At 74.4% G+C, this 15,445-nt stretch carries 14 protein-coding genes; 3 read left to right on the top strand and 11 right to left on the bottom strand.

Annotated elements, in window-relative coordinates:
* The first annotated feature begins 21 nt into the window (after window positions 1-21).
* Together BDZ31_RS03440 and BDZ31_RS03445 are read left to right on the top strand one after the other, a co-directional pair.
* Entirely contained in the window at window positions 22-1,809 is a 1,788-nt protein-coding gene (locus tag BDZ31_RS03440; protein WP_183338998.1) for an ABC transporter substrate-binding protein, read from the top strand.
* A gap of 46 nt (window positions 1,810-1,855) precedes the next feature.
* On the top strand, window positions 1,856-2,818 hold the full coding sequence (locus BDZ31_RS03445; RefSeq protein ID WP_183339000.1) for an ABC transporter permease: 963 nt from the start codon (window positions 1,856-1,858) through the stop codon (window positions 2,816-2,818).
* An 18-nt stretch (window positions 2,819-2,836) separates the two neighbouring features.
* On the opposite strand, the gene BDZ31_RS03450 is transcribed toward BDZ31_RS03445, so the two are convergent.
* From BDZ31_RS03450 to BDZ31_RS03470, 5 genes are all read right to left on the bottom strand, one after another.
* Window positions 2,837-3,475 carry a hypothetical protein gene (locus BDZ31_RS03450; protein ID WP_183339002.1) on the bottom strand — a complete coding sequence of 213 codons (639 nt, stop codon included), beginning with the start codon at window positions 3,473-3,475 and terminating at the stop codon, window positions 2,837-2,839.
* Between the two features lie 10 nt (window positions 3,476-3,485).
* On the bottom strand, window positions 3,486-3,938 hold the full coding sequence (dtd, locus tag BDZ31_RS03455) for a D-aminoacyl-tRNA deacylase (RefSeq protein WP_183339004.1): 453 nt from the start codon (window positions 3,936-3,938) through the stop codon (window positions 3,486-3,488).
* Window positions 3,939-3,944: 6 nt separating this feature from the next.
* The gene (locus tag BDZ31_RS03460) at window positions 3,945-4,928 is read right to left on the bottom strand and encodes a galactose-1-phosphate uridylyltransferase (protein WP_183339006.1); all 984 of its coding nucleotides are present in this window, start codon (window positions 4,926-4,928) and stop codon (window positions 3,945-3,947) included.
* A complete protein-coding gene (locus BDZ31_RS03465) occupies window positions 4,921-5,352 on the bottom strand; it encodes a GNAT family N-acetyltransferase (protein WP_183339008.1) in 432 nt (143 codons plus the stop codon). The genes BDZ31_RS03460 and BDZ31_RS03465 overlap by 8 nt, the downstream gene beginning before the upstream one ends.
* A gap of 88 nt (window positions 5,353-5,440) precedes the next feature.
* Window positions 5,441-6,019, bottom strand: a complete 579-nt coding sequence (locus BDZ31_RS03470; protein ID WP_183339010.1) for a TlpA family protein disulfide reductase — start codon at window positions 6,017-6,019, stop codon at window positions 5,441-5,443.
* Window positions 6,020-6,224: 205 nt separating this feature from the next.
* On the opposite strand from BDZ31_RS03470, the gene BDZ31_RS03475 reads away from it, so the two are divergent.
* On the top strand, window positions 6,225-9,806 hold the full coding sequence (locus BDZ31_RS03475; protein ID WP_183339012.1) for a DEAD/DEAH box helicase: 3,582 nt from the start codon (window positions 6,225-6,227) through the stop codon (window positions 9,804-9,806).
* A gap of 11 nt (window positions 9,807-9,817) precedes the next feature.
* On the opposite strand, the gene BDZ31_RS03480 is transcribed toward BDZ31_RS03475, so the two are convergent.
* From BDZ31_RS03480 to BDZ31_RS03505, 6 genes are read right to left on the bottom strand one after another with little or no spacing between them, the layout of a single operon-like run.
* Window positions 9,818-10,528 (bottom strand): biotin--[acetyl-CoA-carboxylase] ligase, encoded by a 711-nt coding sequence (locus BDZ31_RS03480; RefSeq protein ID WP_183339014.1) that lies wholly within the window; start codon window positions 10,526-10,528, stop codon window positions 9,818-9,820.
* A gap of 49 nt (window positions 10,529-10,577) precedes the next feature.
* Window positions 10,578-12,104 (bottom strand): uroporphyrinogen-III C-methyltransferase, encoded by a 1,527-nt coding sequence (cobA, locus tag BDZ31_RS03485; RefSeq protein WP_183339016.1) that lies wholly within the window; start codon window positions 12,102-12,104, stop codon window positions 10,578-10,580.
* Window positions 12,101-13,045 (bottom strand): hydroxymethylbilane synthase, encoded by a 945-nt coding sequence (gene hemC / locus BDZ31_RS03490; RefSeq protein WP_183339018.1) that lies wholly within the window; start codon window positions 13,043-13,045, stop codon window positions 12,101-12,103. Before hemC ends, cobA begins: the two co-directional genes overlap by 4 nt.
* On the bottom strand, window positions 13,042-14,382 hold the full coding sequence (gene hemA, locus BDZ31_RS03495; protein WP_183339020.1) for a glutamyl-tRNA reductase: 1,341 nt from the start codon (window positions 14,380-14,382) through the stop codon (window positions 13,042-13,044). Before hemA ends, hemC begins: the two co-directional genes overlap by 4 nt.
* Window positions 14,379-14,624, bottom strand: a complete 246-nt coding sequence (locus BDZ31_RS25795) for a hypothetical protein (protein WP_183339022.1) — start codon at window positions 14,622-14,624, stop codon at window positions 14,379-14,381. Before BDZ31_RS25795 ends, hemA begins: the two co-directional genes overlap by 4 nt.
* Complete coding sequence (locus BDZ31_RS03505) at window positions 14,621-15,442, bottom strand: cytochrome c biogenesis protein (RefSeq protein WP_183339024.1); 822 nt, start codon at window positions 15,440-15,442, stop codon at window positions 14,621-14,623. Before BDZ31_RS03505 ends, BDZ31_RS25795 begins: the two co-directional genes overlap by 4 nt.
* Window positions 15,443-15,445 lie beyond the last annotated feature (3 nt).

Below are 15,445 nucleotides of genomic sequence, written 5' to 3' on the forward strand. Positions count from 1 at the left end.
CTGACGATGAAAGGACCGGCGATGCCCCGGCTCCTCGCGCGGATTCTCCTGGCGGGCCTCCTGTGCCTCACGCTCCCGCTCCTCCTGGCCGCGTGCGGCGGCGACGACGACGGCGGGGCGGACGGGACCGCCGCGGCGACGACGCCCGGCGCCGGGGACGGCGCCGGCGGCAGAAGCGGGGGCGTGCTGAGAATCGTCACCGAGGAGGACCTCGCCGCGCCGCTCGACGCCGGCGCGACCTACTCCGCCGGCGCGTTCAACGTGCTGACCGCGACCAACCGGCCGCTCTACCGCTACCTGCCCGACGATCCGACCAGAGCGGTCCCCGACCTGGCGGCCGCCGCGCCGGAGGTCTCCGACGACGGCAGAACCGTCACGGTGAGAATTCGCGACGGCGTCAGATACAGCCCGCCGGTGAATCGAGAGGTCGTCGCCAGAGACGTCAAGTACGCGATCGAGCGCGGCTTCAGCCCCGCGGTCGGCAACGGCTACGCCGGCCTCTACTACGGCGCCGTGATCGGCGCCGACAGAGCGACCGGCGGCCCGATCGCCGGCATCACCGCGCCCGACGACCGGACGCTCGTCTTCAGGCTGCGCCGGCCGACCGGCGGGCTGCTGGCGGAGGCGCTGGTGCTGCCGCTGTCGGCGCCGGTGCCGGCGGAGTACGCGCGCAGATTCGACCGCGTCGGCGAGGGCGAGACCAGCCAGTACGTCAACCATCAGGTGGCGACCGGCCCCTACCGCTTCAAGGCCGACGCGAGCGGCAGAGTCCTCGGCGCCGGCATCGTCCCCGGCCGCAGATACGTGCTCGAGCGCAACCCCAGCTGGGACCCGGCGACCGACGACCGCCCCGCCCACCTCGACGGGATCGAGTGGTCGGTCGGCAACGACCCGAACGTCGCCGGCCGGCAGGTGCTCGAGGGCAGCGGGATGTCGCTCGGCGACACGCCGACCGCCGCGCTGATCAAGCGGGCGGTCGAGCAGCACCCCGACCAGATCTTCTTCAGCCCCGGCGCCGGCTCGCGCTTCGCGGCGCTCAACACGCAGATCCCGCCGTTCGACGACCCGAACCTGCGCAAGGCGGTCGCGGCGGCGCTCGACCGCAACCAGATGCGGCTCGTGCGCGGCGGCGAGGTGCTCGGCGACCCCGCGACCCACTTCCTCTACCCCGGCGTCTCGGGCTTCGAGGAGGCCGGCGGCATGGAGGGCCCGGGCGTCGACTTCCTCGCCAACCCGGACGGCGACATGGAGCTCGCGAGAAGGTACCTGGCCGCCGCCGGCTACCCGGACGGGAGATACACCGGCAGCGAGACGGTCGACGTCGTCGGCGACTCCGGCGACCCGTCGGACAAGAACGCGCAGATCTTCGACGAGACGCTCAGATCGCTCGGCTTCAGAACGAAGCTGCGGCTGGTCGACTCCGGCACGATGTACGGCAGATTCTGCACCGTGCCGAGAGCCAAGGTGGAGGTCTGCCCCAACCTTGGCTGGCAACGCGACTTCGACGACCCGCAGACGGTGCTCTACGCCGCCTTCAGCGGCGACGCGATCGCCGCGCAGAACAACACGAACATCCCGCAGCTCGACGACCCGGCGATCAACGCCGCGATGGCGAGAGCGGAGTTGCTCGTCGACAAGCAGGAACGCGCCGAGGCGTGGGCGAAGATCGATCGCATGATCACCGAGACCGGTGCCGCGATCCCGTGGCTGTGGGACAAGCAGCCGGTCCTCTCCTCAAAGGACGTCCACTGCGCGCACCAGGTCTGGAACCAGGGGCACTGCGACCTCGCGTTCAGCTCGCTGAGATAGCGCCGCGCCCGCGCCGGTGCGGCCCCGCGGCGGGGGCGCGCCGGCGATGATGCGCTACGTCGCGCGCCGCCTCCTGTGGGGGGCGGCGCTGCTGCTGCTCGTCTGCGCGCTCACCTTCGTCCTCTTCTTCCTGCTGCCGTCGGGCGACCCGGCGGCGCTGCGCGCCGGCAGAGACGCCTCGCCCGAGACGCTCGCGCGCGTGCGCGAGCAGCTGCGGCTCGACGAGCCGGTCTGGGTCCAGTTCTGGACCTACGTGAAGGGCGTCGTCCTCCACTTCGACCTCGGCTACAGCTACTACAGCAGCGCGCCGGTCTCGACGCTGCTGTGGGACCGCCTGCCGGCGACGATCGCGCTGGCGCTCGGCGCGGCGGTGGTGTGGCTGGCGATCGCGACGCCGATCGGGATCCTCTCGGCGCTGCGGCGCCGCAGCTGGCTCGACCGCGTCTTCATGGGCGGCGCGCTGATCGCGATCTCGGCGCCGGTCTACTGGGTCGGCCTGCTCGCGCTCTACCTGTTCGCCGACGACATCGGGCGGTTCCCGCTGCTGCCCGGCGCCAACTCCTACGTGCCGCTGACCGACGACCCCGGCGCGTGGTTCGGCTCGCTGCTGCTGCCGTGGCTGGTGCTGGCCGGCGCCTTCGCCGGCATCTACGCGCGGCTGCTGCGCACGAGCCTGACCGAGACGATGTCGCAGGACTTCGTCCGCACCGCGCGCGCGAAGGGGATCTCCGAGTCGCGGGTCGTCGTGCGCCACGGCGTGCGCGTCGCGATCACGCCGGTCGTGACGCTGCTCGGCGTCGACCTCGGCGTCCTGCTCGGCGGCGCGCTGCTGACCGAGGCCGTCTTCAACATCCCCGGCATCGGGCGGCTCGGCCTCGACGCGATCGTCTACGCCGACTTCCCCGTGATCCAGGGGACGGTGCTGCTGGCGGCGCTGTTCGTCGTGCTCGCCAACCTCGTCGTCGACGTCGTCTACGCCTTCCTCGACCCGCGCGTCCGCTACGCCTGAGCGCGCCGGACGCGGCGGCTACTCCTCCTCGTCCTCCTCGTCGTCGTCGTCCTCGACGTAGAGGCTCTCGCGGGCGAGCTCCTCGCCGCCGGCCGAGAACAGCTTCACGTCGAGGAAGTCGCCGCGGTAGTCGTCGGGCGCGATCAGCGTGAAGCGGTAGTCGACGAGCGTGCACTGGTCGACGGCGAGGTCGGCCAGCTCGGCGGTCACGACGGCGCCGTTCTTGACGAGCGGGATGCCCCAGACCAGCGTCATGTCGGCCGTTCTGCCGTGCTCGCCGCGCCACCGGCCGACGATCTCCTCGTTGACGTCGATCTGCCAGTCGGGGTTCTCGTCGGCGGTGTCGGAGGTGAAGTCGGCGTGGGCGGCGAAGTCGTCGGGCGCGCCGTTCTCGCCCTCGGCGAAGGAGACGTAGCCGTACAGCTCCAGACCGGTCGAGGTGCGAGCCGTCGCCGGCACGTAGGTGCGGCCGTTCCAGCCGCGGTCGGGGAACCAGACGACCTCGCCCGGCTCTCCCAGCTCCTCGTCGCCCGGGTCGATCTCGTTGACGGCGGCGAGGAACCAGCTGCGGAGCGTCTCGGCCCAGCGGCCGTACGGGAGCGTCTCCTGCGGCGGCTCGGCCGCGAAGCGGATGACGTAGCGATCGGTCGGCGGCATGGCGGGCAGCCTACTGTGGGCCGCTGCCCGGCGGCGGCGCGGGCGGCGCGACCTCGAGCGACAGCGTCACCGGCCCGTCGTTCACCAGCTCGACCTCCATCTGGGCGCCGAAGACGCCCCGCTGCGCACCGAGCAGCTCGCAGACGCGCTCGTACAGCGGCCGCGCCAGCTCCGGCGGCGCCGCGGCGACGTAGCTGGGGCGCGTTCCCTTGCGCGTGTCGCCGTAGAGCGTGAACTGGCTGACGCACAGCACCTCGCGCGCGCCGAGCGGCTCGTTCATCCGCCCGTCGGCGTCCGGGAAGAGGCGCAGCGCGCGGACCTTCTCGGCGATCCGCGCCGCCTCCCGCTCCCCGTCGCCGTGGGTGACGCCGAGCAGCACCAGCAGGCCGGGGCCGATCGCGCCGACCGTCTCGCCGTCGACCCGCACGCTCGCGCGCGAGACGCGCTGGACCAGCGCCCGCACCGCCGCCTACGCCTCGCGCAGCTCGGCCGCCGCCTGCTCCGGCGCGACGATGTTGAGGTGGACGCCGCTGCCCAGCTCCAGCCCGGCGAGGTGGGTCAGCCGCGGCAGCACGTCGATCCGCCAGCAGAAGTGGTCGGCGCCGCTCGGGGCGGTCCGGACCCACAGGTTGAGCGGCGGGTTGGCGCCGAGGCGGCGCGCCAGCCGGCCGAGCACGTCGTGCAGCAGGCGGGCGCCGAGCGGGCCGTCCTCCTCGAAGCGGGCGCGCGTCCGGCGCGGCACGATCATCAGCTGGTACGGGAGCCGGCTGCCGTACGGCGCCATCGCGACCGCCTCGTCGTCGATCGCGACGATCCGCTCGCGGCGGCGGACCTCCTCCTGCAGCAGGTCGGCGAGCAGGTTGCCGCCCATCGTCCGCACCGCGTAGGCGGCGAACCGCTCGCGCTCGCGCGCGATCGCCGCCGGCACGAAGTCGAGCGCGTACAGCTGCGCGTGCGTGTGCGGCAGCGAGGCGCCGGCCTCGCGCCGCTCGTTGACGATCAGGTGGAGGCAGGAGGCGCTCGCGGCGTGGTGGCGCATCCGCTCGCGCCACGCCTCCATCGCGACCTCGACCTGCTCGACCGGGAGGTCGGCGAGCGCCGTCGCCGACTGCGGCGCGTTGACGATCACCTCGTGGGCGCCGATCGCCGGCGCGGAGGTGAAGAGGTCGCGATGGGACTCCGGCTCGGGATCGTCGCCCTCGGGCGCCAGCGCCGGGTAGAGGTTCGGCACGACGCGCACCGTCCAGCCGGGCGTGTCGGGGGCGCTGCCGTCGGGGCGGACCGCGTACAGCTCGGGCGGCGTCTGCGCCTCGTGGCCCTCGGCGAACGGGTCGCCGGCCGGGTCCAGCGGCGGGCCGGCGGTCGCGCTGAGGCCGGCGTTGGGGCGGTCGGCCCGCTCGGCGGCGACGACCGTGCGCAGCCCGGTGAGCGGGTCGACGCGGATCTCAGGCAAGGCGCTTCTCCATCGCGATGTGCTCGATCTCGGCCTCGACGAAGACGTGGCCGCGCGGCTCGTAGCCGTCGGCGAGGTAGAGGTCGCGCGCGTAGGTCTGGGCGTGCAGGACGATCCGCCGCGCCCCGGCGCCGATCGCCTCCGCGTCGGCTGCCTGCAGCAGTCGCGTCGCGATCCCGCGGCGGCGCGCGCCGGGGTCGACCGCAAGCCGGCTGAACTGGACCGTGCGCTCGACGAACAGCAGGCGGCAGGTGCCGATCACGCGCCCCGCCTCGACCGCGACGAGGTGGACGGCGTCGCCGTCGCGGCCGTCGACCTCCTCGCGCTTGGGGACGCCCTGCTCGACGCAGAAGACGCGGTGGCGGAGCTCGAGCGCGGCCGCCATCTCCGCCTCGTCGGCGACACGTCGGATCTCGACCGTCACGCGCCGCTCCCCGCGCGCGTGGAACGACGAGCCCCGTGGGCGAGGCCGTCCGGCGCGAGCCGAGGCCGCAGGCCGAGCGCGTGGGCGGTCACGAGGAGGGGACCGCGCCGAGGTAGCGCTGGAGGTCGCGTTCGAAGGCCGCGTCGTCGCGGTAGGGGCCCTGCTTGGTGTACGCCAGCTCGCCGTCTCTGCCGATGAAGACGGTGCTGGGGATCCCGACGGTGACGCCGATCGACTTGCGCAGGTCGCCGTCGGGGTCGGCATAGCTGGGGTAGGAGATCCAGTGGTCGTCGAGCCACGCGCGCGCGTCCTTCTCGACGTCCTCGGTGTCGAGGCCGAGGAAGGCGACGTTGCCGCCGTATCTGGCGGAGGCGCGCTGCAGCACCGGGAACTCCTCCTTGCACGGTCCGCACCACGCCGCCCACACGTTCACGACGACGGGATACCCCTTCAGCTCCTCCAGCCGTCCTCTGAACGCCGGTGCGCCGCCGTCGAGCAGCTCGGCGGCCTGCGCGTGCACGGCCGCCAGCGGCGGCGGCGACCCTCTCAGCGCGGCCCTCGCCTCGGCCGGCGTCGGCACGTCGCCGTCGGAGCCGCTCGATCCGCAGCCCGCGACCAATGCCGCCGCGAGCATGCAGAGGGCGATCAGGACGGCGGGCAGGCGCATCGCGAAAAGCTTGGCACATCGGCTGTTCCACACGCCCTATCTGCTTCAATACGGCTATCCTGCTGTGTTGCACGGGGGGAGTGCAGTGAGGACCTCCTCCGTGCCCGGCTCCCGCCGGTCCTCTGAGTCGCAGATCAGCTTCGCCGCGGCTCATCCCTGATCTCAGAGGCAAGTCCAACTCGAGGCCACGCCCTGTACGCCGTTCATGGCTGTATCGACGCCCCTTCCTGACGCCAGATCGATCGAACGCGCCGAGCGCTTCACGCGCGAGCGGTTCGTGCACGACGGCGAAGAGACCGCCGACGCGCTCGCGCCCGGAAGCGCCCGTCGCCGCGCGCTCGACGCCGCGCTGAGCGAGATCGCGGCGGGCGCGAGGGTGCCGTCGATCGCGTGGCGGCGCGAGTACTCGCTGCTGCTCGGCCTCGAGCGGCTGCTGAGCGAGGAGGAGCCTCGGCTCGCCGACGGCACGCTGCTCAATCCCCACCAGGTCGACGCGCTCTCCGGCACGCTGACCGCGCTGATGGCCGAGGTCCAACGCGCCGGGAACGGGTCCAACGGTGCGCCGGGCCACTCCTCCGACGACGAGCCGGGCGAGCTCGCCTCCTCGGCGATCCCCGGCGAGGAGGACGTCGACCTCGAGGAGGGCGAGCCCGACGAGGAGCCGCAGGACTGGCACGACGAGCCCGGCGAGGAGGACGACGAGGTCCAGCTCGCCGAGCAGCCCGAGGACCCCAACGCCGCGCGCCGCTTCTGGTTCGAGCACGCGACCGGCGCCGGCAAGACGGTCGCGGCGCTCGGCTTCGTCGAGGCGTCGCGGACCGGCGGCGTGCTGATCCTCACCCACCGCCGCAACCTCGTCGACCAGTTCCACGGCGAGCTGAGAGAGCGCGGCTACGCCGACCGCATAGCGGCGCCGCTGCTGGCCGGCCAGGACAGCCCGAAGGGCCCGGTCACGGTCGAGACCTACCAGTGGTTCGTCCGCAACGCCGGCAGAATCTCCGACGCGTACACGATCGTCATCTGCGACGAGGCGCACACCGCGCTGGGCGAGAAGACGAGCGGCTCGATCCGACAGTGGTCGGGGCCCGTCTTCATCGGCATGACGGCGACCGGCGCGCTGATCGCCCGCCACGTCACCGACCTCTTCCCGACGCAGACCTCGCGCTTCGACCTCGCGCAGGCGGCCCGCCGCGGCGTGATCGCGCCGCTGCGCTGCATCCGCATCCCGCCCGGCCCGGGCGTCCGCACGATCGCCAAGGTGCCGCTGCGGCGCGGCGAGGTCGACACCGAGTTCGACCAGGAGATGCTGGCCGAGCTGCTCGATCAGCTGCCGTTCAACCTGGCGATCGCCGACCTCTACAAGACGCGCTTCAACAACGTGCCCGGCGTCGTCTACACCGCGGGCGTGCGCCACGCGTACAACGTCGCGCAGGCCTTCCGCGACGTCGGCCTGAAGGCGCAGGCCGTCTCCGGCGAGACGCCCAAGCGCGAGCTGGCGCGGATCCTCGCCGACTACGAGCGCGGCAAGGTCGACGTGCTGATCAACGCGCAGCTGCTCGCCGAGGGCTGGAACTCGCCGCGGGCGACGGTCTGCATGCACCTCGCGCCGACCGCCTCCAGACGGATCTACCAGCAGCGCGTCGGCCGCGTCACCCGCCGCCAGCAGGGCAAGGAGGCCGGCATCGTCGTCGACTTCGTCCATCCCGCGACGAAGCACGACGAGGCGGTCGTCACGCTCCACTCGCTGCTCGACCGCGACGTCTACCGCGGCGGCGCGATCGTCGTCGGCCCGGTCCGCCGCGGCCGCGGCCGCCGTGTCCGCGTCGAGCGGCGGGTCCTCCCCGTCACGCCCGATCCCGACAGGCGCGCCGAGGTCTTCGAGCGCGAGCTGTGGCGGATCGCGGTCGACCATCTCGACTACGGCGAGCAGCACGTCTGGGCGGCGCTCGCCGGCGCCCGCGTCGCGCCCAACGGCTGGCGGCGCGCCAAGGCGATGCTCCACTTCGACCGCCAGGGCGATCTCAGGCGGCGCTTCCTGATCACCGCGGTCGAGCGCAACCGCAACGCGCAGCTGCGACTGAGGGCCCTGCAGGAGATCGCCGCGGCGAGGGACGCCGAGGCATTCGACCAGGCGATCGACCTGATGGCGACCTGGCCGCGCGACGAGCGCCGCGAGGGCGTCAAGATCATGCTGCAGGCGCTCGCCGAGAAGCGGATCGGCCGCAGGGATCAGGCCAACGCGTGGATCTGGCGGATGGCCGAGTACACGCGTGAGGTGCATGAGGAGTACGCCGTCCAGCGCTGGCCGGAGACGAAGCGGCTGCTCGGCCTGCTCGTCAACTCCTCCGGCGGCGCCCACGCCCGCAACGCGCGCAGGCTGGTCCACGCCTCGCGCAGACAGGACCGGCGCCTCTCCGCCGCGCTGCTCGCGGCCGCCTTGGCGCACACGCCCGAGGCCGAGGAGGCGCTGCGCGGCGCCCGCACGCGGATGGCGCGCAAGCCCTCCGCGCTGGCGCGCGAGCTGCTGAGGAACTTCCCGAGAGGCCGCCGCTCGCGCGGCGCGCGACGCCGCCGCAAGGGGGCGAAGGAGGCGGTCGCGCCGGAGGAGACGCTCGCGGCGACCGCCGCGGCGACGACCGACGGGAGCGCTCCCGCCGGCGGCGACGGGCCGCCGACCGAGGTGCTCGACGAGGCGCTCGGCGACGGCGGCGACGCGAAGGTCCTGCCCGACGGCGGCACGGAGTCGAGACGGTCGAGACGTTCGCGCAGACGGCGCGGCGGGCGCGGCAAGGCGGCCGCGGCGCAGTCGGCCGAGCGCGGCGACGGCGCCGAGGAGCGCGGGGCGCGGGCCGGCGAGGGTCCGGAACGAGCCGAGGAGCGCGCCGAGCAGCCGCGCGACGTGCCGGCCGAGGCGCCGGCCGAGCCGGGCGAGTCGGGCGCGACCGATCGGATCGAGGAAGTGCCGAGAGCGAGACGGAGAGCGCGTGCGCGCAGAGCGCCCGCCGCCGAGTCTGCCGCGAGAAGAAGAGCGGCGCGCGGCAGGAGAGCGGCTGCCGAGACCACCGCCGGCGACCAGTTGGAGCTGGTGCCGTCGGTCGTCGAGGAGCTCCACCGCCCGACGACCCGCGGCCGCCGCACCTCCGCGGCGCTGCTCGACGCCGTCTCCGCCGCCGCCGAGGCCGTCCGCGCCGTCGCGGGCGACAACGGCGTCGCCTCGGCGAGAGCGGGCGCGAGCAGAGCGGCCAGAAGAGCGCCGGCGAGGAGAGCCGCGGCCAGAAGAGCCGCGACGAGAAGAGCGGCGGCCAGAAGAGCCTCCGCCAGAGCGGCCGCGAGCAGAGCCGGGGCGAGAAGAGCGGTCGCGAGAAGAGCCTCCGCCAGAGCGGCCGCGAGAAGAGCGACCGCCGGAAGAGCGAGAGCGAGCAGAGCCGGGGCGAGAAGAGCGGTCGTAAGAAGAGCCGCGGCCAGAAGCGCGCCCGCGGCGAGAGCGGTCGCGAGGGAGGCCGCCGCGGAGAGGGCCGTCAGAGCGACGGCGAGAAGGGCGGCCGCCAGAAGAGCCGCGGCGAGAAGAGCTTCGCCTGCCGTGGCGAGAAGAGCCGCGGCGAGAAGAGCTTCGCCCGCCGCCGCGAGAAGACCCGCCGCGAGAACCGCGGGCCGGGGCGCGAGAAGAGCGGTCGCGAGAAGAGCTGCGGCCAGAAGAGCGCCCGCCAGAAGAGCCGCCGCGAGCGCGAGCAGAGCGTCCGCGAGAAGAGCCGCCAGAAGAGCGCTGAGAAGAGCCGCGGGCGAGTAGCGCCCGGCCGCTCAGCGCGGCAGGGCGCCGAGGTGGACCTCGCCGGCGTCGAGCAGGCGCTCGCCGCCGTCGTCGGTCCGGACCCGCAGCCTGCCGTCGTCGGCGATCCCGTCGGCGACGCCGCTGCCGCCCTCCCAGGCGATCGTCCGGCCCGCGAGCGCGTCGCGGGCGCGGTAGGCCTCCAGCAGCTGCGGCGCGGGCGCCTCCAGCCAGCGCTCGAGCGCCGCCAGCAGCAGCGCCAGCGCCTCCTCGACGTCGCCCGGCTCGCGGCCGAGCGTCGTCGCCCGCTCGCGCAGCTCCGGCGGGAACGTCTCGGCCGGCACCGCGACGTTGATCCCGATCCCGAGCACCGCCCAGCGCTCCTGCAGCCGTCCCTCGGCGAGGATCCCGGAGACCTTGCGGCCGTCGAGCAGCACGTCGTTGGGCCATTTGATCGCCGGCGCGCGTCCGTCGGCGTCGAGCGCGACGGCGACGTCGGCGACCGCGAGCGCCGCCGCCAGCGTGACGAGCGGCGGCGGGTCGCGCAGCACGACCGAGACGGCCAGCGCCGTCCCGGCCGGGGTCGACCACGCCCGTCCCTGTCGGCCGCGGCCGGCCGTCTGCTCGGCCGCCGTGACGATCGTCCCGTGGGGCGCCCCGGCGGCCGCCAGCTCCTGCGCGCGGGCGTTGGTCGAGCCGAGCGTGCGGCGATGGAGCCGCGGGCTTCCGAGCGCGCCGCTCACGCCCGCTCCCCCGCGAGCAGACCGGGACCGGTGAGCGTGGCGCCCCGGCTCACGCCCGCTCCGCTCCCGACGCGGCCGCCCGCGACGCCGCGTCGGCGAGCAGGGCGTCGACGAGGCCGTCGACGTCGTGGCGCGCGGCCTCGACGTGCGGCTCGAGACCGTGCTCGCGCAGCGTCGCGCTCGTGACCGGTCCGATCGAGACGAGCCGCGTGCGCGCGCCGATCGCCTCCCGGCCGCCGAGCGCGGCGAGGAAGAAGCGGACGGTCGAGGAGGAGGTGAAGGTGACGTAGTCGGCCGCCGCGGCCGCCGCGCGCTCGGCGTCGGAGAGCCGCTCGGCGACCGTCTCGTAGAGGTCGACGACCTCGACCTCGGCGCCGCGAGCCCGCAGCGCGTCGGGGAGCACGTCGCGCGCGACGCTCGCGCGCGCGACCAGCGCCCGTCTGACGGGGAGGTCGGCGAGCGCCTCGACGAGCGCCTCGGCGACGAACCGCTCCGGCACGACGTCGGGGATCACGCCGTGCTCGCGCAGCGCCCGCGCCGTCCCGGGGCCGATCGCGGCGACGGTCGCGCCGGCCAGCGCGCGTGCGTCGCGGCCGCCGGCGGCCAGCCGCTCGAACAGGCATCCGACGCCGTTGGGCGAGGTCAGGCAGACGAGGTCGAAGCCGCTCGGGTCGAGCGGTGCGCCGGCGTCGAGCGGCTCGATCCGGATCGCCGGCGTCTCCAGCGCCTCGGCGCCGAGCTCGCGCAGCCGCGCCGCCAGCCCGCTCGCCTGCGCCCGCGCGCGCGTGACGGCGACCGTGAGACCGTGCAGCGGGCGCTGCTCGAACCAGCGCAGGCCCTCGTCGCGCAGCGCGGCGACCGGTCCGACGAGCGTGATCGACGGCGGTCTGATCCGCTCAGCCTCGGCCCGCTCCGCGAGCGTCGCGAGCGTCGCGACGACCGTCCGCTGGCCGGGCAGCGTCCCGCGCTCGACGACCGCCGCCGGCTCGTCGGGCGCGCGGCCGCCGGCGATCAGCCGCTCGGCGATCCGCGGCAGCTGCTTGACGCCCATGTAGAAGACGAGCGTGCCGGGGAAGGCGGCGAGCGCCGGCCAGTCGATCGCCGACTCGGGCTTGGCGGGGTCCTCGTGGCCGGTCACGAGCGCGACGGCGCTGGCGCGGTCGCGGTGGGTGACGGGGATGCCGCCGTATGCCGGTGCCGCGACGCCCGACGTGACGCCCGGGACGACCTCGAACGGGATCCCGGCCTCGCGCAGCACGAGCGCCTCCTCGCCGCCGCGGCCGAAGACGAAGGGATCGCCGCCCTTCAGCCGCACGACCCGCTTGCCGGCGGCGCCGTGCTCGACCAGCAGGCGGTCGATCTGCTCCTGCGGCATCGACGGGCCGCGGCCCTCCTTGCCGACGTAGACCAGCTCGGCCTCCGGCCGCGCGCCGGCGAGCGCGGTCGCGGGGATCAGGCGGTCGTAGAGGATCGTGTCGGCGGCCGCGATCAGCTCGAGCGCGCGCGCCGTCAGCAGCCCGGGATCGCCCGGGCCGGCGCCGACGAGGTAGACGCGACCGACGCCGCTCGCGCTCAAATCCTGACGCCTTCCGGGGTCGAGGCCGGCGGCGGCGATCCCTCGGCGGCCGCCTCGGCGGCGGCGAGCAGGTCGGTCGCGCCGGCGGCGGCGAGGCGGGCTCCCATCGCGGCGCCGAAGGTCTCGGCGTCGATCCCGGCGGCGACCGTCAGCTCGTCGCGCAGCCACTCCGAGCCGTCCGGCAGGCCGGCGAAGGCGCGCAGCCGCAGCCCGCCGTCGTCGGTGCGGACGGCGTGGGCGCCGAGCGGGGTGTTGCAGGTCGCGCCGAGCTTGCGCACGAGCGCCCGCTCGGCGGCGAGGCAGGCGGCGGCGTCGCGGTCGCCGATCGCGATCGCGGCATCGCGCGCGGCGCCGTCGCCGGCGCGCGTCTCCAGCGCCAGCGCGCCCTGGCCCGGGGCCGGCACGAGCTGGTCGAGGACGGCGTCGATCGCGTCGCCGCGGTCGAGCCGCCGCAGGCCGGCGACGGCGAGCACGATCGCCGCGGCGCGGCCGTCGGCGAGCTTGCGCAGGCGCGTGTCGACGTTGCCGCGCAGCGAGACGACGTCGAGGTCGGGACGCAGCGCGCGCAGCTCGGCGGCGCGCCGCAGGCTGCTGGTGCCGACGACCGCGCCGGGGGGGAGCGCGTCGAGCGACGGCGCGCCGCAGAGTGCGTCGCGGGCATCCTCGCGCGCCGGCACGGCGGCCAGCTCGAGCCGGTCGGGCAGCTCGGCGGGAAGGTCCTTCGCGGAGTGGACGGCGACGTCGATCTCGCCGGCCAGCAGCGCCGCCTCCAGCTCCTTCACCCAGCGCGACTTGTCGCCGAGCAGGCGGCCCTGGTCGCCGCTGGTCGCGATCGGGACGATCTCGACGCCGGCCTCCTCGCCGCCGAGCAGGCCGGCGACGTGGCGCGCCTGCGCGAGCGCCAGGGCGCTGCCGCGCGTGCCGACGCGCAGCGGGGTCACGTCCCCGGCTGGTTGCGCCGCCGCAGCGGGCGGACCTCCGCGAGCGGCTCCTCGGCCTCGATCCCCTCGGGCACGTCCTCGAGCCCGAAGAGGTCGCGGATCACCTGCATCCGCAGGTGGACGCGGTCGTCGGCGACGTTCTTCATCCGCAGCGTCGGCTCGTGCAGGATGCGGTTGACGACCGCCTGCGCGAGCGCCGCGACGCGCTCGAGGTCCTTCTCGGAGGCCGACTCCCAGCGGCCGGCGTTCTCGCGCACGATCTGCTCGGCGATCGCCTGGCCGCGGGCGCGCAGGGCGCCGAGCGTCGGCATCACCTCGAGCGCGCCGAGCCATTCGGCGAAGCGCTGGATCTCCTCCTCGACGATCCCCTCGGCGTGCTGCGCCTCGACCTGGCGGACCGAGCGGTTGCGGCGCACGACCGCCTGCAGGTCGTCGATGTCGCAGAGCGAGACGCCGGGGACGTCGCGCACCTCCGGGGCGACGTCGCGCGGGACGGCGAGGTCGAGGATCAGCAGCGGCCGCCCGCCGCGCGCCTCCATCACCGCCTCGACGTCCTCGCCGGTCAGGATCGGGTGCGGCGAGGAGGTCGTGCACAGCAGCGCGTCGGCGCGCTCGAGCTGGCGCGGCAGCTCGTCGAAGCTCATCGCCTGGCCGCCGAAGCGCTGGGCGAGGCTGATCGCCCGGTCGCGGCGGCGGTTGGCGACGAAGATCGCCTCGACGCCGTGGTCGGAGAGGGCGCGGGCGGCCAGCTCGCTCGTCTCGCCGGCGCCGACCAGCAGCACCTCGCGCCGCTCCAGGCCGTCGAGCTGCTCGCTGACGAGCGCGGCGGCGACCGAGGAGACGCTCATGCGGCGCGAGCCGATCCGCGTCTCGCTGCGGACGCGCTTGCCGGTCGCGAGCGCGGCGCGGAAGAGGTGGTTGGTGAGCGGGCCGGTCGACTTCGCGGCGAGCGCGTCGTCGTAGGCGCGCTTGACCTGGCCCTGGACCTCGGCCTCGCCGACGATCATCGACTCCAGCCCGCTGGTGACGCGGTAGAGATGGCGGGCGGCGTCGCAGTTGCGCAGCGCGTAGATCGATCCGGCCAGCTCGGTCGGGCGGATGCCGGCCTTGCGCGCGAGCATGCCGAGCACGCGCGTCTCGGCCTCGACCGGGTCCCTCGCCACGACGTAGACCTCGGTGCGGTTGCAGGTCGAGATCGCGACCGCCTCCTGCACGTCGCCGACCGCGAGCGTGTCGCGCAGGAACTCGCCGACGCTGCCGGGGGTGAGCGCGAGGCGCTCGCGGACCGCGACCGGCGCGGTCTTGTGCGAGACGCCGATGCCGAGGACCTCGCTCACGACGCCTCCGCGCCGACCGGCGGTTCGTCGGCCGCGCTCGCGGCGGCCTTCGCCCGCTCCTGCTCGTCGAGCGCTCTGTTGAGCTCGCTCAGGTCGCGCTCGAGCCGCTGCAGCTTCGTCGCCATGATCGCGACGTAGATCAGCACGCAGGCGAACAGCACGATGAAGGCGGCGGCGACGAAGCGGCCGGCCTTCTCGTACGGGACCGCGGGGGCGGCGGCGAGCAGGGCGAGCGGATTCACGTTGCGATCTCCTCTGGCCCGCGAGAGCGAGCCTCTGGCGAGTTCTCGTACGAAACCCGAGGCCTCTGGCCGAGCGGTTTCGCGGCCTCCGGGGCGATCGTCGGCGCGGCGCTGCGGCCGATTGGTGCGACGGCGTCGTCGCCGAGCAGGCGCCGTCTGAGGGCGCGAATCTGCCACGTCACGTTCTTCTGCGTGATCTCGTACTTCACCAGCAGCCAGAAGAGCAGGCTCATCGCGACCAGCGAGACGAGGAAGACGAACATCATCTCGCCGGGCAGGCCGCCTTCGGCGGTCGCGAACGTGCGCGGGTGGACGAGGCTGCTGGCCATCCGCACCGCCATGAAGTTGAGCGGCACGAAGGCGCCGGCGATGACGGCGAAGACCGACGCGTAGCGGGCCTGGCGCTCCGGGTCCTCGATCGAGAAGCGCAGCGGCTGGTAGGTCGCGTACAGCAGGAAGACGATCAGGAACGACACGAGCGTGGGCTCGTCCCAGACCCACCAGTGGCCCCACGACGCCTTCGCCCAGATCGCGCCGGTCAGCAGGCCGACGACGTTGAAGATCAGCGCGATGTGGATGACGACGTAGGAGCGCACGTCCCACTTGCGGTCGTCGGTTCGCAGCTGCTTGAAGGCGAAGATGCCGCCGACCACGTACGCCACGAGCGTCACGATCGCGACCGGGACGTGGACGTAGAAGATCTTCTGGATGAAGCCCTGGTCCGCGTCGTTGGGTGCCCAGAACACCACGAGCGCGAACGTTGCTGTGAGGGCGACGAGGGTCGCGAGCGTCAGCGCCCGCAGCCCCTTCCCGTACATCAG

The organism is Conexibacter arvalis, from assembly GCF_014199525.1.
Lineage (GTDB): Bacteria > Actinomycetota > Thermoleophilia > Solirubrobacterales > Solirubrobacteraceae > Conexibacter > Conexibacter arvalis.